This window comes from Celeribacter halophilus (assembly GCF_018860305.1).
Taxonomy (GTDB): domain Bacteria; phylum Pseudomonadota; class Alphaproteobacteria; order Rhodobacterales; family Rhodobacteraceae; genus Celeribacter; species Celeribacter halophilus_A.
On the sequence record NZ_JAHKPE010000028.1, the window covers coordinates 98,806 to 113,405 of the forward strand.

12 protein-coding genes are annotated in these 14,600 nt (G+C 59.2%); 3 read left to right on the forward strand and 9 right to left on the reverse strand.

All coding sequences use genetic code 11. The features are described 5' to 3' along the window. Positions 1-77: 77 nt before the first annotated feature. Positions 78-455 carry a hypothetical protein gene (locus KO492_RS10080; RefSeq protein ID WP_252735473.1) on the reverse strand — a complete coding sequence of 126 codons (378 nt, stop codon included), beginning with the start codon at positions 453-455 and terminating at the stop codon, positions 78-80. Between the two features lie 166 nt (positions 456-621). Between KO492_RS10080 and KO492_RS10085 the strand changes: the two genes are divergently transcribed. Then, positions 622-1,269 (forward strand): carbonic anhydrase, encoded by a 648-nt coding sequence (locus KO492_RS10085; RefSeq protein ID WP_216044832.1) that lies wholly within the window; start codon positions 622-624, stop codon positions 1,267-1,269. A 2-nt stretch (positions 1,270-1,271) separates the two neighbouring features. On the opposite strand, the gene KO492_RS10090 is transcribed toward KO492_RS10085, so the two are convergent. The 8 genes from KO492_RS10090 to pncA form a co-directional block, all read right to left on the reverse strand. Beyond that, positions 1,272-1,547, reverse strand: coding sequence for a hypothetical protein (locus tag KO492_RS10090; protein ID WP_216044833.1), 276 nt, complete (start codon positions 1,545-1,547; stop codon positions 1,272-1,274). 35 nt (positions 1,548-1,582) lie between these two features. Next, positions 1,583-1,807, reverse strand: coding sequence for a hypothetical protein (locus KO492_RS10095; protein WP_216044834.1), 225 nt, complete (start codon positions 1,805-1,807; stop codon positions 1,583-1,585). A gap of 363 nt (positions 1,808-2,170) precedes the next feature. Beyond that, a complete protein-coding gene (locus KO492_RS10100; RefSeq protein ID WP_216044835.1) occupies positions 2,171-3,823 on the reverse strand; it encodes a DUF4139 domain-containing protein in 1,653 nt (550 codons plus the stop codon). A gap of 711 nt (positions 3,824-4,534) precedes the next feature. Next, positions 4,535-5,557, reverse strand: coding sequence for an aspartate-semialdehyde dehydrogenase (locus KO492_RS10105; RefSeq protein WP_216044836.1), 1,023 nt, complete (start codon positions 5,555-5,557; stop codon positions 4,535-4,537). 69 nt (positions 5,558-5,626) lie between these two features. Next, entirely contained in the window at positions 5,627-6,721 is a 1,095-nt protein-coding gene (locus tag KO492_RS10110) for a capsular polysaccharide export protein, LipB/KpsS family (protein ID WP_252735474.1), read from the reverse strand. Positions 6,722-6,952: 231 nt separating this feature from the next. Further along, on the reverse strand, positions 6,953-8,245 hold the full coding sequence (gene pncB, locus KO492_RS10115) for a nicotinate phosphoribosyltransferase (protein ID WP_216044838.1): 1,293 nt from the start codon (positions 8,243-8,245) through the stop codon (positions 6,953-6,955). A 102-nt stretch (positions 8,246-8,347) separates the two neighbouring features. Then, positions 8,348-9,607, reverse strand: a complete 1,260-nt coding sequence (locus tag KO492_RS10120; RefSeq protein ID WP_216044839.1) for a SulP family inorganic anion transporter — start codon at positions 9,605-9,607, stop codon at positions 8,348-8,350. 4 nt (positions 9,608-9,611) lie between these two features. Next, positions 9,612-10,211, reverse strand: coding sequence for a bifunctional nicotinamidase/pyrazinamidase (gene pncA, locus KO492_RS10125; RefSeq protein ID WP_216044840.1), 600 nt, complete (start codon positions 10,209-10,211; stop codon positions 9,612-9,614). A gap of 203 nt (positions 10,212-10,414) precedes the next feature. Between pncA and KO492_RS10130 the strand changes: the two genes are divergently transcribed. Both KO492_RS10130 and KO492_RS10135 read left to right on the forward strand, forming a co-directional pair. Continuing rightward, on the forward strand, positions 10,415-10,939 hold the full coding sequence (locus KO492_RS10130; RefSeq protein ID WP_216044841.1) for a hypothetical protein: 525 nt from the start codon (positions 10,415-10,417) through the stop codon (positions 10,937-10,939). Between the two features lie 219 nt (positions 10,940-11,158). After that, positions 11,159-14,593 carry a DUF2126 domain-containing protein gene (locus tag KO492_RS10135; protein WP_216044842.1) on the forward strand — a complete coding sequence of 1,145 codons (3,435 nt, stop codon included), beginning with the start codon at positions 11,159-11,161 and terminating at the stop codon, positions 14,591-14,593. Positions 14,594-14,600 lie beyond the last annotated feature (7 nt).

Below are 14,600 nucleotides of genomic sequence, written 5' to 3' on the forward strand. Positions count from 1 at the left end.
CTGCAAGCCGGTTCGGTCACGCGGTCACTTCACCGTGACATCGCTTACCGTGACACCGGCCCGACTCCCGAATCAGGCTAGACCGACTCGCCCTGAAAATCCCACACGGCGAGAAGCGAATTTTCCCCGATCCGCATCAGCCGCGCGACACAGGCGGCCAGAGCGGCACTGTCCTGCGTCATAGCCAGAGATTTCACATCTTCGGCCACCTGCGCAAAGGTGACCATGCCGATCTGTTCGGAAATGGCGATCATGGAACGCGCTGCACGCTGCATCTCCTCAAGCTCGCCCCTTTTGTAACAGCTCTCGACCTTGGCGAGCCGGATCGCAAGTTCCTCCATCGCACGGGAAACAACGCCATCCGCGCCGGATTGCCCCAACTGTTCGTAAAGCTGTTCCAAGCGGTCCTGTTCGACTTTCACGGCACTATCCGGCCGCAACTTTGCCACCACCATATCAATATCCCAAATTTTGATGCGCCCCACACGCTACCGGCCCACTTTGCCCGACCACCCTCAAGAAAAGGTTTCCTGCGGGGAAGTTTTCCACTCGAATTCTACGAAAAATATCATTACATTCTGCGAGATTATCCCTGACCTCCACAAAGTGAGTTCCGCAGCGATGAAATACGCAAAGCCCCTCCCGAGCTATCTGGTGCAACGCTATCAAGGCTGGAAAGCCACCATCTTTTCGGAAAACAAGGCTTGGTATCGCCGCCTTGCGGATGAGGGGCAGCGCCCACGGGCCTTTATCATTTCCTGCTGCGACTCGCGTGTGCATGTGACCTCTATCTTCGGCGCGGATCAGGGGGAGTTCTTCATCCACCGCAATATCGCCAACCTTGTGCCGCCATTTACCGACGACAGCGACCATCACGGGACCTCTGCGGCCGTCGAATATGCCGTGAGCGCTTTGAAAGTCGCCCATATCGTCGTGCTGGGACATTCGAATTGCGGCGGTGTTCAGGGCTGTTACGACATGTGTTCGGGCCATGCGCCTGAACTGGAAGAGAAATCTTCCTTCGTTGGCCGCTGGATGGACATTCTCCGCCCCGGATACGAACGCGTTCTGGATGTGCCCGAAGAGCAGCGCAAAGACGCTCTGGAAAAGGAAGCGGTCCTCGTCTCGCTTGAGAACCTGATGACCTTTCCCTTTGTCCGCGACGCTGTCGAGAAGGGCGATCTGACCCTTCACGGCCTGTGGACGGATATTGGCGAGGGCGATTTGCATCAATACGATCCCGAAACAAAGTCCTTCAAACTGGTCTGAGATCAGGCCACCAGACGCAGGACGTTTGCAACAGCGTCCGCGTCATGGGCCACGCGCCCTTCTGTCGGCACGCAAGGCACATTGGCGGCCTCGGCCTGAGTGGCATCCGAGCGCACGAACATCGCCTTGCTCCTCTGTGTCATGATCTGCTCGGCGTCAGGCCGTGCGCTCGCAACAGGCTCCTCCATCTCTTCAGGGAAAAACATCACGGCACCGCTTTGATGCAGGTTAAGTGCGATGATGCGGCCTTGGCGTGCTTTGGCGAAATAGTCGGTCATGGATATGTCCTTTCCAAAATGGTGTTCCGGTGGAATCAGGCGGCGATGGCCAGTGACGAGACGCGGGCGCCGAGATCCGGTCGGAAATCCGGCTCTGTGTAATGCCCGCCCAAAAGGATCACATTGGTGCGCCGCGCTGCTTGGGTCAGATTATGATTGGCCGGACGGCCTGCGGCCTCTGCAACCGGCACGTCCCAGTTGAAAAGAAGCGCGCCTTTGGAGACGACAGACTGGCCTGTGGTTCTCATCAGCTTGATCATGTTTCCGTCCTTTCATCCCAGACCCCCGAACCCTTGAAATGATGGGAGCATGAGTTCCGGAACGGCGGAAACGGTGCATGAATACAATTTGAAACATCTGCGTCGAAATCTTGCTTGATCTAAAAATTACACATTAAAAATCAAAAGGATGCCGGCTCGAAAAGAAGCGACATCCGAAAGCTAAAATTCGATTTATCTCGGGAATAATGGTTAATTCCCTTTGATCCCGATGGCACCGGTCGGGCCATACTGCGGCGACTTTATGACAGGCTTAACACAGGCCTAAATTGACCGAATCGCACCAGCCGCCGCTCCCGCAATCCCTCCGCGCATTACACGCAAAAGGTGATTGCGGGATTCTCTTTATTGCAGGAACTTGCCGTCCGGCCAGCGCAGGCTCTCGCTCAAAACGATCTCTTGGCTCTCGCCAGCCGCCAGATCGACATGCCACGCCAAGACCCCACGCTTGTCATCCACATCCTCCACATCAGGCATGGGAGAGGCCGTCCAGTCGATTTTCAGGTCTTCCTGCTCGGACACAGACACCCGATCCAGAATCTCGACGGGCCAGTCCCGCGCGGTCAGGTTCGTCACGGTGATCTGCCATTCCGTCTCATGCTCGCTGGACTTGGAGATCACGCCGCGATCCCCCTCGTTGCGGGTCAGGACAACGCGATCAAGCTGGATACCGTCCATTGCGCCAAAGGCCAGTTCGGCCTCCGCCCCGTCGACCAAGGCTTCCATCTCCGTCTCGCCAAGGCTCACCCCGTCGCGCAAAAGACGCACCGGCCCCGGCACCAACATCTCGCCACTGTCATTTGTGAAGGACGCCATCAGATAGCCCACATCCTCATAAAGCGGCACGGCCCGCACTGTAATCTCCGGCGTCAGGTCGAGCGTAGAGAGCGCAAATTCCACCGCATCATCGCCGGAAGAGAGGCGGGCTGGCGTCGGAAAGTGATAGGTCTGGCTGAGCCCCGACAGATTGGTTTGCATCGCGACCTGCGCCATCTCCACCTTCGGAACGGGCGCGTTCGCCATATCGAGGCTCATGGCCTCAGACCGCATCACCGGCTCAACCGGACGTGGCTCATACACCCGCCGGATATTCTCATAGAGCTCAGAGGGAAAGCTGCGGCGGGTCGGGTTGTCTGTGGCGAAACTCAGGTCGACATCGGCCCACACTTCGCCCGTTTGCTGCGAGGCAAGCACGGAGCGCGTGAGACTGAGCGTTTCCGCCTCCGTATCCAGCCGCGCGGTGTAAAGCGGCTGCCAAGACGCGCTCGGGGTCATGTAGGTCATGGAGACATGGACCTCCCCCGCCGCATCCGCTGTGACGGGCAAGGTCAGGGCCAATCGCTCCGCATCAGAGGGAACAAGCCGCGACAGGTCAGCTTCGGCCTGACGAATGTCTTCGCGCAATGCGTCCAGCGCCTGTTCCGCCTCTTGCGCGCGCATGGTGGCATCCTGCGCGGCGAGACGTGCGGCCAGAGATTCCTCACGGATCATACGAGCCGTCGCCGCAAGAGCCTCGCTTGTCGCGCCCTCGCCAGCGGTAAGCCGTCCGAGATAGGCCAGGCTGTCCTCCGCCGCGCTGGCCTCAAGCCGGATGGCGGCGATCTCCCGCTCTTTGATCCGCAATTCATCCCGCAAAGCATCAAGTGCTGCCTTGGCCGCCTGCGCTTCGTCGCTCTGATACAGCGCCGCCTCCCCCAGCGTTGCCGTGCCGTAGCGCACCGGCCCGATCCTTGCGCCATCGACCGCGATTTGCAGACTGTCGCGGATCATCGCGGACTGCGCATCCAAAGGAATATCGGCCAGAGCAATCTCATGCGCCCCTTGCGGAACCGTGAGGCGAAGCTCGCGTGTGACCATCGCGCCTTGGGGATAGAGCGTCGCGGCCGTCACAGTGCTTGTCGCCTCGAACCGATCCGCCAGCGCGGGACTGCCCATCAAGACAGAACCCACGAGGCAGGTCGCGGTGAAATGGCTGATACTGACTGACTTTGAAAACATGGTTTCCTCCTATGCGAACAACAGGAAGGTCCAATGCCTCACATCCGGGCGCAAGCGGTATCGTGTCGCGTCTCCCCTCTCCGGCGCAACATGGCGGAACCCCGCCGATCTGTTGAACGTCTCATCGGAAGATGATCAGGCTATGTCTTTGTCTCTTGTGTCGCTCTCGGCCAGAAATTTGTCATGAAAGGTCCGACACAAATCTTCCTTGGTGAGTTGCTGCGGGACGGGCGTGCGCAATTCCTGCGCCCAATCTCCCAATCGCGCGTCCAAGTACGACTGAACCGCAGTTCGCCTAAGGCCGCTTTCGCAGGGCGTCTCATGCCGCTGCGCATCATGCTTGAGAGCCCCGAAGTCAATCTTCACACGAAACATCACCCTACCCTCCCGGTTCTGTTGTCTCGGTAAGTGGATCATAGCATCGACAAAATTACGCCATGGGAATGAATAAAGTTTAAAGTTAACGCCTCAGTCGACCCGAAATCCTGAAAATAACTTGAGTTTCAATGAGATAAGCGGCCCTACCTTCTGCCAAAAATAGCATCACGCCCACACCAATAACGCGGTGCAACGTCAGAAAACTCCGAATCCTGACCAAAACAGGCCGCCCGCGGCGAATCGCACGTCTGCACGCCAACAAAAAAGGGCGCCCGCAAGCGCCCTTTTGTTAAGACTTTAGTAACCTTACAGGCCCGACTCGACAGACGAGTCTCAGCCCTTTTTGAGCACCCGACGACCGAGAAGCTCGGCAATCTGGACCGCGTTCAGAGCCGCGCCTTTGCGCAGGTTGTCGGAGACGCACCAGAGGTTCAGGCCGTTCTCGATGGTTACGTCCTGACGGATGCGCGAGATAAAGGTCGCGAAATCGCCAACACATTCGACCGGCGTCACATAGCCGCCATCCTCGCGCTTATCGACCACGAGGATACCCGGTGCCGTGCGCAGAATCTCACGCGCTTCGTCTTCGTCGAGGAAGTCTTCAAATTCGATGTTGATCGACTCGGAGTGGCCCACGAACACCGGCACACGCACACAGGTCGCGGTGACCTTGATCGACGGATCGACGATTTTCTTCGTCTCCGCGATCATTTTCCACTCTTCCTTGGTGTCGCCGCTGTCCATGAACACATCGATATGCGGGATCACGTTGAAAGCGATCTGCTTCGGATAAACGCTCGGCGCGACTTCCTGACCCGGCACATACATGCCTTTGGTCTGGTTCCAAAGCTCGTCAATCGCGTCCTTGCCGGAGCCGGACACGGATTGGTAGGTGGAGACCACAACCCGCTTGATCTTCGCACGATCATGCAGCGGCTTGAGCGCCACAACCATCTGCGCGGTGGAACAGTTCGGGTTGGCGATGATATTCTTGTTGGAATACATCTCGATAGCGTCGGGGTTCACCTCCGGCACGATCAACGGAATCTCCGGATCGTAGCGGTAAAGCGACGAGTTATCGATCACCACACAGCCTGCCTCGGCCGCTTTCGGTGCGTATTTTTTCGTGGCTTCGGAGCCCACAGCGAAAAGGGCCATGTCCCAGCCGGTGAAATCGAACGTGTCGAGATCCTTGGTGGTCAGGGTCTTGTCGCCAAAGCTCACTTCGGTGCCGAGAGACTTGCGCGATGCCAGCGCCACGATCTCGTCCACAGGAAACTCGCGTTCAGCGAGGATGTTCAGCATTTCGCGGCCCACGTTGCCCGTGGCGCCTACGACGACGACTTTATAGCCCATTTGGGTCTCCTCTTAGTCCACATGACTGGCGCGGACCCTTACTAGAAAGGGGCTTTGGAGGAAAGAGGCTTAATGGCGGATTGCGGCACGGGCGGCATGAATGCACGTCTTTGCGGCAGTTTCGTCGATTGTCAGGCCGCCATCCGCGTCCTTGGATACTTTCGGGAAATGGACCACATCAAGATAATTCATGAAAGCCGCGCGCAGCATCGGGTCGAATCCGAGTGATTCCACATGGGCCATCACGTCGTTCAGGGCGTCACTCCCCTCCACGGGATGCACCAGTCCGGGCAGGGCGAAAAAGGCCTCGCCAAGGGTGATGACCGGCTTGTCATAGAAAAAAGCCTGAAGCCCGACAGAAGAATTGATCGTCAGAACCGCCTGACTGGCGCGCACCTGCTCAAAGGTGTCGGTGTCATTATCGACGACGAGCCGGTGACCGGAGGCCTCAACCGCATGCGACAACGCCTCTGCCAGAGAGGTTTTCGCGGAGGGGTGTTCCTTGATCCGGATATGCCATCCTTCGGGCAAGGCCGGAGCAACCTTTGCCAAAAGCGCGATCATATTCTCGACCGAGCCGATCCAGCCTGAAAACAGGGTGATCTGGCTGTCATTGGGCACTTGCAGCGGAACAAAGAGAAATTTCTCCCCCGCCAGCGCGGCCCCGTTTTCCTGACGCACATCCGCCCGTCTGGAGGCCCGCGATGTCAGATTTTCGCCAAGGGCGCGCCAGCCCTCCCCCTGCCGCTCCGCCACACCGGCGGCCCATGACATATAGAACCGCGAGTCGCGCGGCAAAGAGCCCAAAGCATTGACCCCAGTGTGATCCAGCTGCATCCGGTCCGGAAAAGGCGCAAGTTCGGCATAGAGCGTCGGCACGCCCGCATCGGCAGCGCCCTCCATAAAAACCCGACGCGATCCCGTAACCCCGTTCCAACACAGGGCCACCGTCTCGGGATGACGCATGAAATAGCGACGCGCGCCGTTGTATTGCAGCCTCAGCAAAAGCCGTTTGAAAAACCGGCCCATTGCCCCTTTCGGCTGGCGCTTGGCCACGGCCAGAGCCGCCGCCACCCGTTCAGAAGTCTCTGGGAAATCGCGCCGTGACAACGGAATCGTCCACAAGACACGCGCCCCGCCATCGGCTGCGGCGACGGAGGACATGAACGAGTCCTTTTTCTTTGAAAAACCTTTGAGATAGGTGATCATCGCAGCCCGTCTTTCGTCATTTTCCCACGCCAAATGCCACGCGGAACCCGTGATCAGTTTACGTCAAACGCGCAGGGGTCGGAAGAGAGCACGATGCCGCAACATCGGGCTGGCGCTCAAGGCTGCCCCGCGGCGCGTGCGACAGCGCCCTTCCATCAATGCGGCGTTGGCGGGTCACGACAGGTCTTAGACCACCACGTCAATCGCCTCTTGCTCGCCAACCCCGAACACCCGCTTGTAACGCTCGATCTCGTCTGCCGGACCCATCGCCTTTTTCGGGTTGTCGGATAGTTTCACGGTCGGTTTGCCGTTGGCTTCCACGGCCTTACACACCAGCGAGAACGGTGCGAGCGCATCGTCCGGTGTCAGCCCGCGGAAATCATTGGTGAGCAAAGTGCCCCAGCCGAAAGAGGTGCGGACGCGGCCTTTGAATTTCTTATGCAGCTCGATGATCTTGCTCGTATCCAGCCCGTCGGAGAAGATGATGAGCTTTTTTGTCGGGTCTTCGCCGCGCTCTTCCCACCACTTGATCGCCTTTTCCGCGCCGGTTGCCGGATCGCCGGAATCAATACGGATACCGGTCCAACCGGCGAGCCAGTCGGGGGCATGTTCGAGAAAGCCCTTGGTGCCGTAAGTGTCCGGCAGGATGATGCGCAGATTGCCTTCGTGCTCCTCCTGCCAGTCGCGCAACACGTCATAGGGCGCTTGCGCTAGGGCGGCATCACTCTCCGCCAAGGCGGAATAGATCATCGGCAATTCATGGGCATTGGTGCCGACAGCTTCCAGATCGCGCTTCATCGCGATGAGACAGTTCGAGGTGCCGGTAAACTTGCTGCCCAAACCTTCGATCATCGCCTGCACGCACCAGTCCTGCCAAAGGTAGGAATGCCGCCGCCGCGTGCCGAAATCCGCGATTTTCAACCCTTCAAGCGGCTGCAACTGTTTGATCTTTTCCCAGAGCTTGGTCATGCCGCGCGCATAGAGCACCTGAAGCTCGAACTTCTTCATCGGGCCAAGCACAGCTCGCGAGCGCAATTCCATAAGGATCGCCAAGGCGGGAATTTCCCAGAGCATAACCTCGGGCCACGACCCTTCGAAGGTCAACTCGTATTGCCCGTCGCGTTTTTCAAGCTGGTAGGCCGGCAGGCGCAGGTTCTCGAACCATTCCATGAAATCGGAGCGGAACATCTGGCGCTTGCCGTAGAACATATTGCCGCGCATCCATGTGCTTTCCCCGCGCGTGAGCGAAAGCGAGCGGACATGGTCCAATTGTTCGCGCAATTCGCCCTCGTCGATCATATCGGCAAGGCGGATGTCTTTCGAACGGTTGATCAGCGAAAAGGTGACATGGGTGTCGCGCTTGTTGCGGAACACCGACTGACACATCAGCAGCTTGTAAAAGTCCGTATCAATGAGGGACCGGACGATCGGATCGATCTTCCATTTGTGATTATAGACGCGAGTTGCGATATCGACCATTTGGCGGCCCCTTCTCCTGTATCGGCGCTGTTAAAGCAGGACACACGCCGGTTTGGCAAGGAAAAGGCCGCGAAACGGGCTTTGTGGCGGCAGACTGCCCGCCTATTTGTCGCGTGGCGTCCACTCCGGATCATCGACACCGCGCCGCGACAGGCGCATGGCGAGGCCAAGCGCGATGCCCGTCCCGATGGCAACCGTCAGGTCGGTGACAACCGTCAGGATCAGAGTGACCAGCAAAAGCACAAGATCAGAGCGCCGACCGCGTGCATATTCGCCCCAGCGATGCGGCTCCGACATGTTCCATGCGGTAAGAAGCAACAGCCCCGACAGCGCCGGAAGCGCCAGATAGCCCGCCAGAGGGGCCGCCAGCATCATGATCGCCAGAAGTGTCAGCGCGTGGACAATCCCCGCCACAGGCGTTTTCCCGCCCGCGCGCACGTTGGTGGCTGTCCGCGCAATCGCGCCGGTGGCCGGCAGGCCGCCAAAGAGGGACGATCCGATATTGGCCCAGCCTTGCGCCATAAGCTCGGCGTTGGAGCGGTGTTTGCCGCCGATCATCCGGTCCGCCACCATCGCGGACAACAAGGATTCCACACCCGCCAGAAACGCAATCACCAAGGCGGAGGGCAAAAGCTCCCGCAAGGTTGCAAAGCTCATTTCCGGCAAATGCGGCGCAGGCAAGCTGCGCGGCAACTCGCCAAAGCGCGAGCGGATGGTTTCCACCGGCAGATCAAAAAACGCAACAATCGCCGAGGTCAAAGCCACAGCCACGATCAGCCCCGGCAGACGCGGAAAGGCGCGCCGCAGCAGGATGATCAGCACCACGGTCACAACACCCGTCATGAGAGAGGCGGGGTTGAGTTGTGGCAAGGCGGCAAACAAGGCCGGAATTTTCTCAAGAAAATCAGCGGGGAAAGCGCCGGTAAATCCGAAAAAATCGGGAAGCTGGCTGGTCCCGATGATAACCCCAATCCCGATTGTGAAGCCGTTGATCACCGCTTCGGGCACATGGCGCACCAATTGCCCTGCGCGCAACAGTCCCGCGATGATCAGGACAATCCCCGCCAGAAAGGTCGCCGTGACCAGCCCGCCATAGCCGTGAGTTGTGATAACGCCCGCGACAACGACAATGAACGCACCGGTCGGCCCGCCGATCTGGACACGGCTCCCGCCCAGAGCGGAAATCAGGAAGCCTGCGACAATCGCGGTCACGAAGCCCACGGCGGGGACCGCACCGGATGCGATGGCGATGGCGATGGACAGGGGCAAGGCGACAAGCGCGACGGTCACACCCGCGAAAAGGTCGGCGCTGAATTCGTCCCGCGTATAGGTTTTCAGTGTTGTAATAATTTTAGGTGTCATAGCCTTATAGAACCTCAACTCCGGCCTGCTTCATGCCGTCCATCGCGGCGGCAAGCGAGCCATCCATATCAATCGCCCGACACAGATCGGTGCGCACCGTGACAGCAAAGCCGAGCTTTGCGGCATCTACGGCAGAGAAATTCACGCAGAAGTCTGTCGCCAGACCGACCATGGTCAACCTGTCGACCCCCCGTGTGCGCAGATACCCTTCAAGCCCCGTGGGCGTTGTGTGGTCATTCTCGAAAAAGGCGGAATAGCTGTCGATCTCGGGATTGAAGCCCTTACGGATGATCAGATCCCCATCGACGCGCAGATCCTTATGAAAAGCAGCACCCTCGGTGCCCTGAATACAATGATCGGGCCAAAGCACCTGTGTGCCATAGGGCATCTGCGTGGTGGTAAACGGCTCCGCCTTGTGGCTGCTGGCAAATGAACTGTGCCCTGCGGGGTGCCAGTCCTGCGTCAGGATCACTGTGGCGAAATCGTCCATGAGCTGATTTACCCCCGGCACAATCTCGTCACCCCCCGTCACCGCCAAAGCCCCGCCGGGGCAAAAATCGTTTTGAATGTCTATGACGAGAAGGGCTTCGTTGGGCGCTGGCATGGGAAATCTCCTTTGTCACAGAGGTAACCCCATGAACGGACACGGGCAAGATGACAAAGTCGCCACATGCGATGCTGATGTCCAGATGGGGCCGGACGCAGGCGTAAGAGTTTCTTAGGCTTTCTCTGCTCTACTCCCGTGTGAGCCGATTGGGGTCGGCGTGCCGAGGCTAGAAAGCCTCTGAAATCACGTGGGGTGATATCATGACAAAATTCAATCTTCTGCGCATGCGTCCGGCATGCGCACCGGCGGCCTATGCCTTGCGCCGTCCGGTTCTCTCACTCTGTCTGGCTGCGGCCCTTGCCGTTTCCATGCAGTCCGCAGCCCATGCTGCAAAACCCGGATCACAAAAGCTCGGTGCCATCATCGTCATTCCAAACGACTATGGCGGCAGCGTCCGCAAGCGCACGGAAGAGATCCGGCAAATCAACCGCCTCGGACAGGCCGTGGAAATCCGCGGGCGGGTCTGTATGTCGAGCTGCACAATGTTTCTGGGGGCCAACACCGTGTGCGTCCTGCCGGAGACGTCTTTTGCCTTTCACGGGCCATACCGGTTTTTCTCGAAACTGACATCTCTGGAGTTTGACCGGTGGTCACGCGTGATCGCGGCGCACTACCCGTCTTTTCTGCGCTCATGGTATATGCAAACCGCGCGTTTCCGCATTCACAACCCGATGAAAATCAAAGGGCGCGAATTGATCCGGCTGGGCGTTCCGAGGTGTCCCTGACGCGGCAATCCTCACACATCCTTCCCGTCTGCGCCACGCCCGAGACGACCAACATCTCGCGTGGCGCAGGCAGATATACCGTGCACATTGATTAAAAAGAAGGCGTTCCGCCTGAATATAGGACGCATTTCCGACAATGCGGGCTTTTGGCCGTGTAGCTTTACCAGCGGCCTTATAGCCTGTTCGGGCAGGATCAGAGAAAAGGGCGCAGTCTGACACATGGCGATTTACGCATCCATTCACCACGTCACTCATTACACATACGATCGCAATATCGAACTCGGGCCGCAAATCATCCGCCTGCGTCCGGCGCCCCATTCACGCACCCGCGTGATTTCCCATTCGCTCAAAGTGACCCCGACGGGGCATTTCGTGAACCACCAGCAAGACCCCTATGGCAACTGGCAATCCCGCTTCGTCTTTCCGGAGCCGGTGCGCGAATTCAAGATCGAGGTCGATCTGGTGGCCGATATGACGGTCTACAACCCATTCGATTTCTTCGTCGAGGAAAGCGCGGAACATTGGCCCTTCGAATATCCCGATGATCTGAAAGACGATCTGGTGATCTATCGCACTCCCGAACCCGAAGGCCCGCTTCTGGCGCAATTCGTCGGTTCGATTGACTATACAGAGACCCGCACGGTCGATTTCCTTGTTGGTCTCAATGCGCGGATTGCCGATTATGTGAATTACACCATCCGCATGGAACCCGGTGTGCAGACGCCGGACGAAACGCTTGAGAAAAAATCCGGCTCCTGTCGTGACAGTTCATGGTTGCTGGTGCAGGTTCTGCGCCATCTGGGATTTGCGGCCCGTTTTGTCTCCGGCTACCTGATCCAGCTCAAACCCGATATCGAAGCACTCGACGGGCCGTCAGGCACGGAACAGGACTTCACCGATCTGCATGCGTGGTGCGAGGTCTACCTGCCCGGCGCGGGCTGGATCGGGCTTGATCCGACCTCGGGGCTTTTGACCGGCGAAAGCCATATCCCGCTGGCCGCAACCCCGCATTACCGCAACGCCGCGCCGATTTCCGGTGGCTATTCCTCTGTCGGCACGCCGGAGGTCTCCTTCGACTTCCAGATGGAGGTCAAACGCGTGGCCGAACATCCGCGCATCACCAAACCTTTTTCGCAAGAGGCGTGGGAGCGCCTCAACGCTCTTGGCCAGAAAGTCGACAAATCGCTCGAAGAGGGCGATGTGCGGCTGACCATGGGTGGGGAGCCGACCTTTGTCTCCATTGACGATTTCGAAAGCGACGAATGGAACACCGCCGCAGTGGGGCCGCAAAAGCGCGGGCTGGCCGACGAGCTGATCCGCCGCCTACGGGACCGTTTTGCTCCCGGTGGCTTCCTGCATTACGGGCAGGGCAAATGGTATCCGGGCGAGAGCCTGCCGCGCTGGACATTTTCGCTGTACTGGCGTCGTGACGGCAAACCCGTCTGGAAAAACCCCGATCTCATCGCCAAGGAAAAGCAGATCACCCCCGCTGGCGCCAAGGATGCGGGCGAGTTCATGACACTGTTTGCCAAGAACCTTGGCGTCGATCCGGTCTGCGCCCAGCCCGCCTATGAAGATCCCGGCGAGTGGATTTTGAAGGAATCCCTCCTGCCGCCCAATGTCAGTCCTGACAACAGCAAGCTCAAGAACCCCGAGGACCGCGCACGCTATGCCCGCGTGTTCGAGCGCGGCCTGACCGAGCCCTCGGGCTATGTGCTGCCGATCCAGCGATGGCAGTCGAAAGCCGGATCGCACTGGCTCTCCGAAGTCTGGAAAACCCGTCGCGGGCATCTGTTCCTCGTGCCCGGCGACAGCCCTGTCGGCTTCCGCCTCCCGCTTGGCGCGCTGCCGCACATTCCGCCGGAGTCATTCCCCTATTCCTACCCATCCGATCCGATGGTCGATCACGGGGCCTTGCCGGACTTCCATGCCGAAGTCTCGGAACGCCGCAAAAAGATCGAGGCCGAAATCGCACGTCTGGCCGCCGAGGAAGCCGTAAAAGAGGCCCAGGAAAAGGCCGATCTTCTGCCGGAAACCTCTCAAGACCATACGCAGATCGTCTCCGAGAGCCAGCGTGACGAAACCGAACGTCAGGCCCTCATCGGACAGGGGGTTGATCCATCCAAAAGCGAGGTCCGCACCGCCATAGCGATTGAACCGCGCGACGGGCGTTTGTGCCTGTTCATGCCGCCTTGCGAGGCGCTGGAAGATTATCTCGAACTCCTGACAACTGCCGAAGAAACCGCCGCCGAGTTGGGGCTGCCGATTCATGTGGAGGGGTATTCCCCGCCCGAAGACCCGCGTCTCAACGTGATCCGCGTGGCTCCTGATCCGGGGGTGATCGAGGTCAATATTCATCCCGCCCATAGCTGGGACGAATGTGTCGCCACCACCGAAGCGGTCTACGAAGAGGCGCGTCTGTCGCGTCTTGGCGCCGACAAATTCATGATCGACGGGCGTCATACCGGCACGGGGGGCGGCAACCATGTGGTCGTCGGCGGCGCGACACCTTCGGACAGTCCGTTCCTGCGGCGGCCCGATTTGCTCAAATCTCTGATCCTCATATGGCAGCGGCACCCGTCCCTGTCCTATCTCTTCTCCGGCCTGTTCATCGGCCCGACCTCGCAAGCCCCGCGCATTGACGAGGCGCGCCATGACACGCTTTACGAACTGGAAATCGCTCTCAGCCAGATCAAACCACCAGCGGAAGGCTCCGTGCCGCCGCCGTGGCTGGTGGATCGCTTGCTGCGAAACATGCTCACCGATGTGACCGGCAACACGCACAGGGCAGAGATTTGCATCGACAAGCTCTACTCCCCCGACGGGCCGACCGGACGTTTGGGGCTGGTGGAATTCCGCGGTTTCGAGATGCCGCCCGATCCGCGCATGAGCCTTGCCCAACAGCTTCTTTTGCGCGCCATCATTGCACGCTGCTGGAATGCGCCGGTGGAGGGCAAACCCGTGCGCTGGGGCACTGTCCTGCACGACCGGTTCATGTTGCCGCATTATCTCTGGGAAGACCTCCTGTCGCTTCTCGCCGACCTGAAACACCACGGTTTCGAGATGGACCCCGAATGGTTCAAGGCACAGGCCGAATTCCGGTTCCCCTTCTGCGGCCAGATCGAGGCCGAAGGCGTGCATCTCGAAATCCGTCAGGCACTGGAGCCGTGGCATGTGCTTGGCGAGACCGGCGCAATCGGCGGCACGGTGCGCTACACGGACAGTTCGGTTGAACGGCTTCAGGTGAAGTTGACCACGCTGCATCAGGACCGCTACCGCGTCATGTGCAACCGCCGACCGTTGCCTCTGGCGAAAACCCAAACGTCAGGCGCGTCCGTCGCAGGTGTGCGATTCAAGGCATGGCAACCGTCCGAGGCGCTGCATCCGGTCCTGCCGGTCAACGCCCCGCTGCATTTCGACATTTACGACGACTGGACGGGTCGGCCCATTGCGGGATGCACCTATCACGTCGCGCATCCGGGCGGACGCAGCTATGACACCTTCCCCGTGAACGGCAACGAAGCCGAAGCACGGCGTCTGGCGCGGTTTGAACCCAACGGGCATTCGCCCGGCAATTACACACCGGCCACCGAAGTGCCGCATCCGGAGTTCCCCTTGACCCTTGACCTCAGACGGCCCATTGGACTTGTCTGAACGTCAG

What these genes read in the sequence shown, in the direction of transcription:
- KO492_RS10080 (WP_252735473.1), bottom strand. Translation starts at nt 455, where the DNA reads ATGGTGGTGGCAAAGTTGCGGCCGGATAGTGCCGTGAAAGTCGAACAG.
- KO492_RS10100 (WP_216044835.1), bottom strand. Translation starts at nt 3,823, where the DNA reads ATGTTTTCAAAGTCAGTCAGTATCAGCCATTTCACCGCGACCTGCCTC.
- KO492_RS10095 (WP_216044834.1), bottom strand. Translation starts at nt 1,807, where the DNA reads ATGATCAAGCTGATGAGAACCACAGGCCAGTCTGTCGTCTCCAAAGGC.
- pncB (WP_216044838.1), bottom strand. Translation starts at nt 8,245, where the DNA reads ATGGTCGATATCGCAACTCGCGTCTATAATCACAAATGGAAGATCGAT.
- KO492_RS10130 (WP_216044841.1), top strand. Translation starts at nt 10,415, where the DNA reads ATGACAAAATTCAATCTTCTGCGCATGCGTCCGGCATGCGCACCGGCG.
- KO492_RS10110 (WP_252735474.1), bottom strand. Translation starts at nt 6,721, where the DNA reads ATGTCCTCCGTCGCCGCAGCCGATGGCGGGGCGCGTGTCTTGTGGACG.
- KO492_RS10090 (WP_216044833.1), bottom strand. Translation starts at nt 1,547, where the DNA reads ATGACCGACTATTTCGCCAAAGCACGCCAAGGCCGCATCATCGCACTT.
- KO492_RS10120 (WP_216044839.1), bottom strand. Translation starts at nt 9,607, where the DNA reads ATGACACCTAAAATTATTACAACACTGAAAACCTATACGCGGGACGAA.
- pncA (WP_216044840.1), bottom strand. Translation starts at nt 10,211, where the DNA reads ATGCCAGCGCCCAACGAAGCCCTTCTCGTCATAGACATTCAAAACGAT.
- KO492_RS10105 (WP_216044836.1), bottom strand. Translation starts at nt 5,557, where the DNA reads ATGGGCTATAAAGTCGTCGTCGTAGGCGCCACGGGCAACGTGGGCCGC.
- KO492_RS10135 (WP_216044842.1), top strand. Translation starts at nt 11,159, where the DNA reads ATGGCGATTTACGCATCCATTCACCACGTCACTCATTACACATACGAT.
- KO492_RS10085 (WP_216044832.1), top strand. Translation starts at nt 622, where the DNA reads ATGAAATACGCAAAGCCCCTCCCGAGCTATCTGGTGCAACGCTATCAA.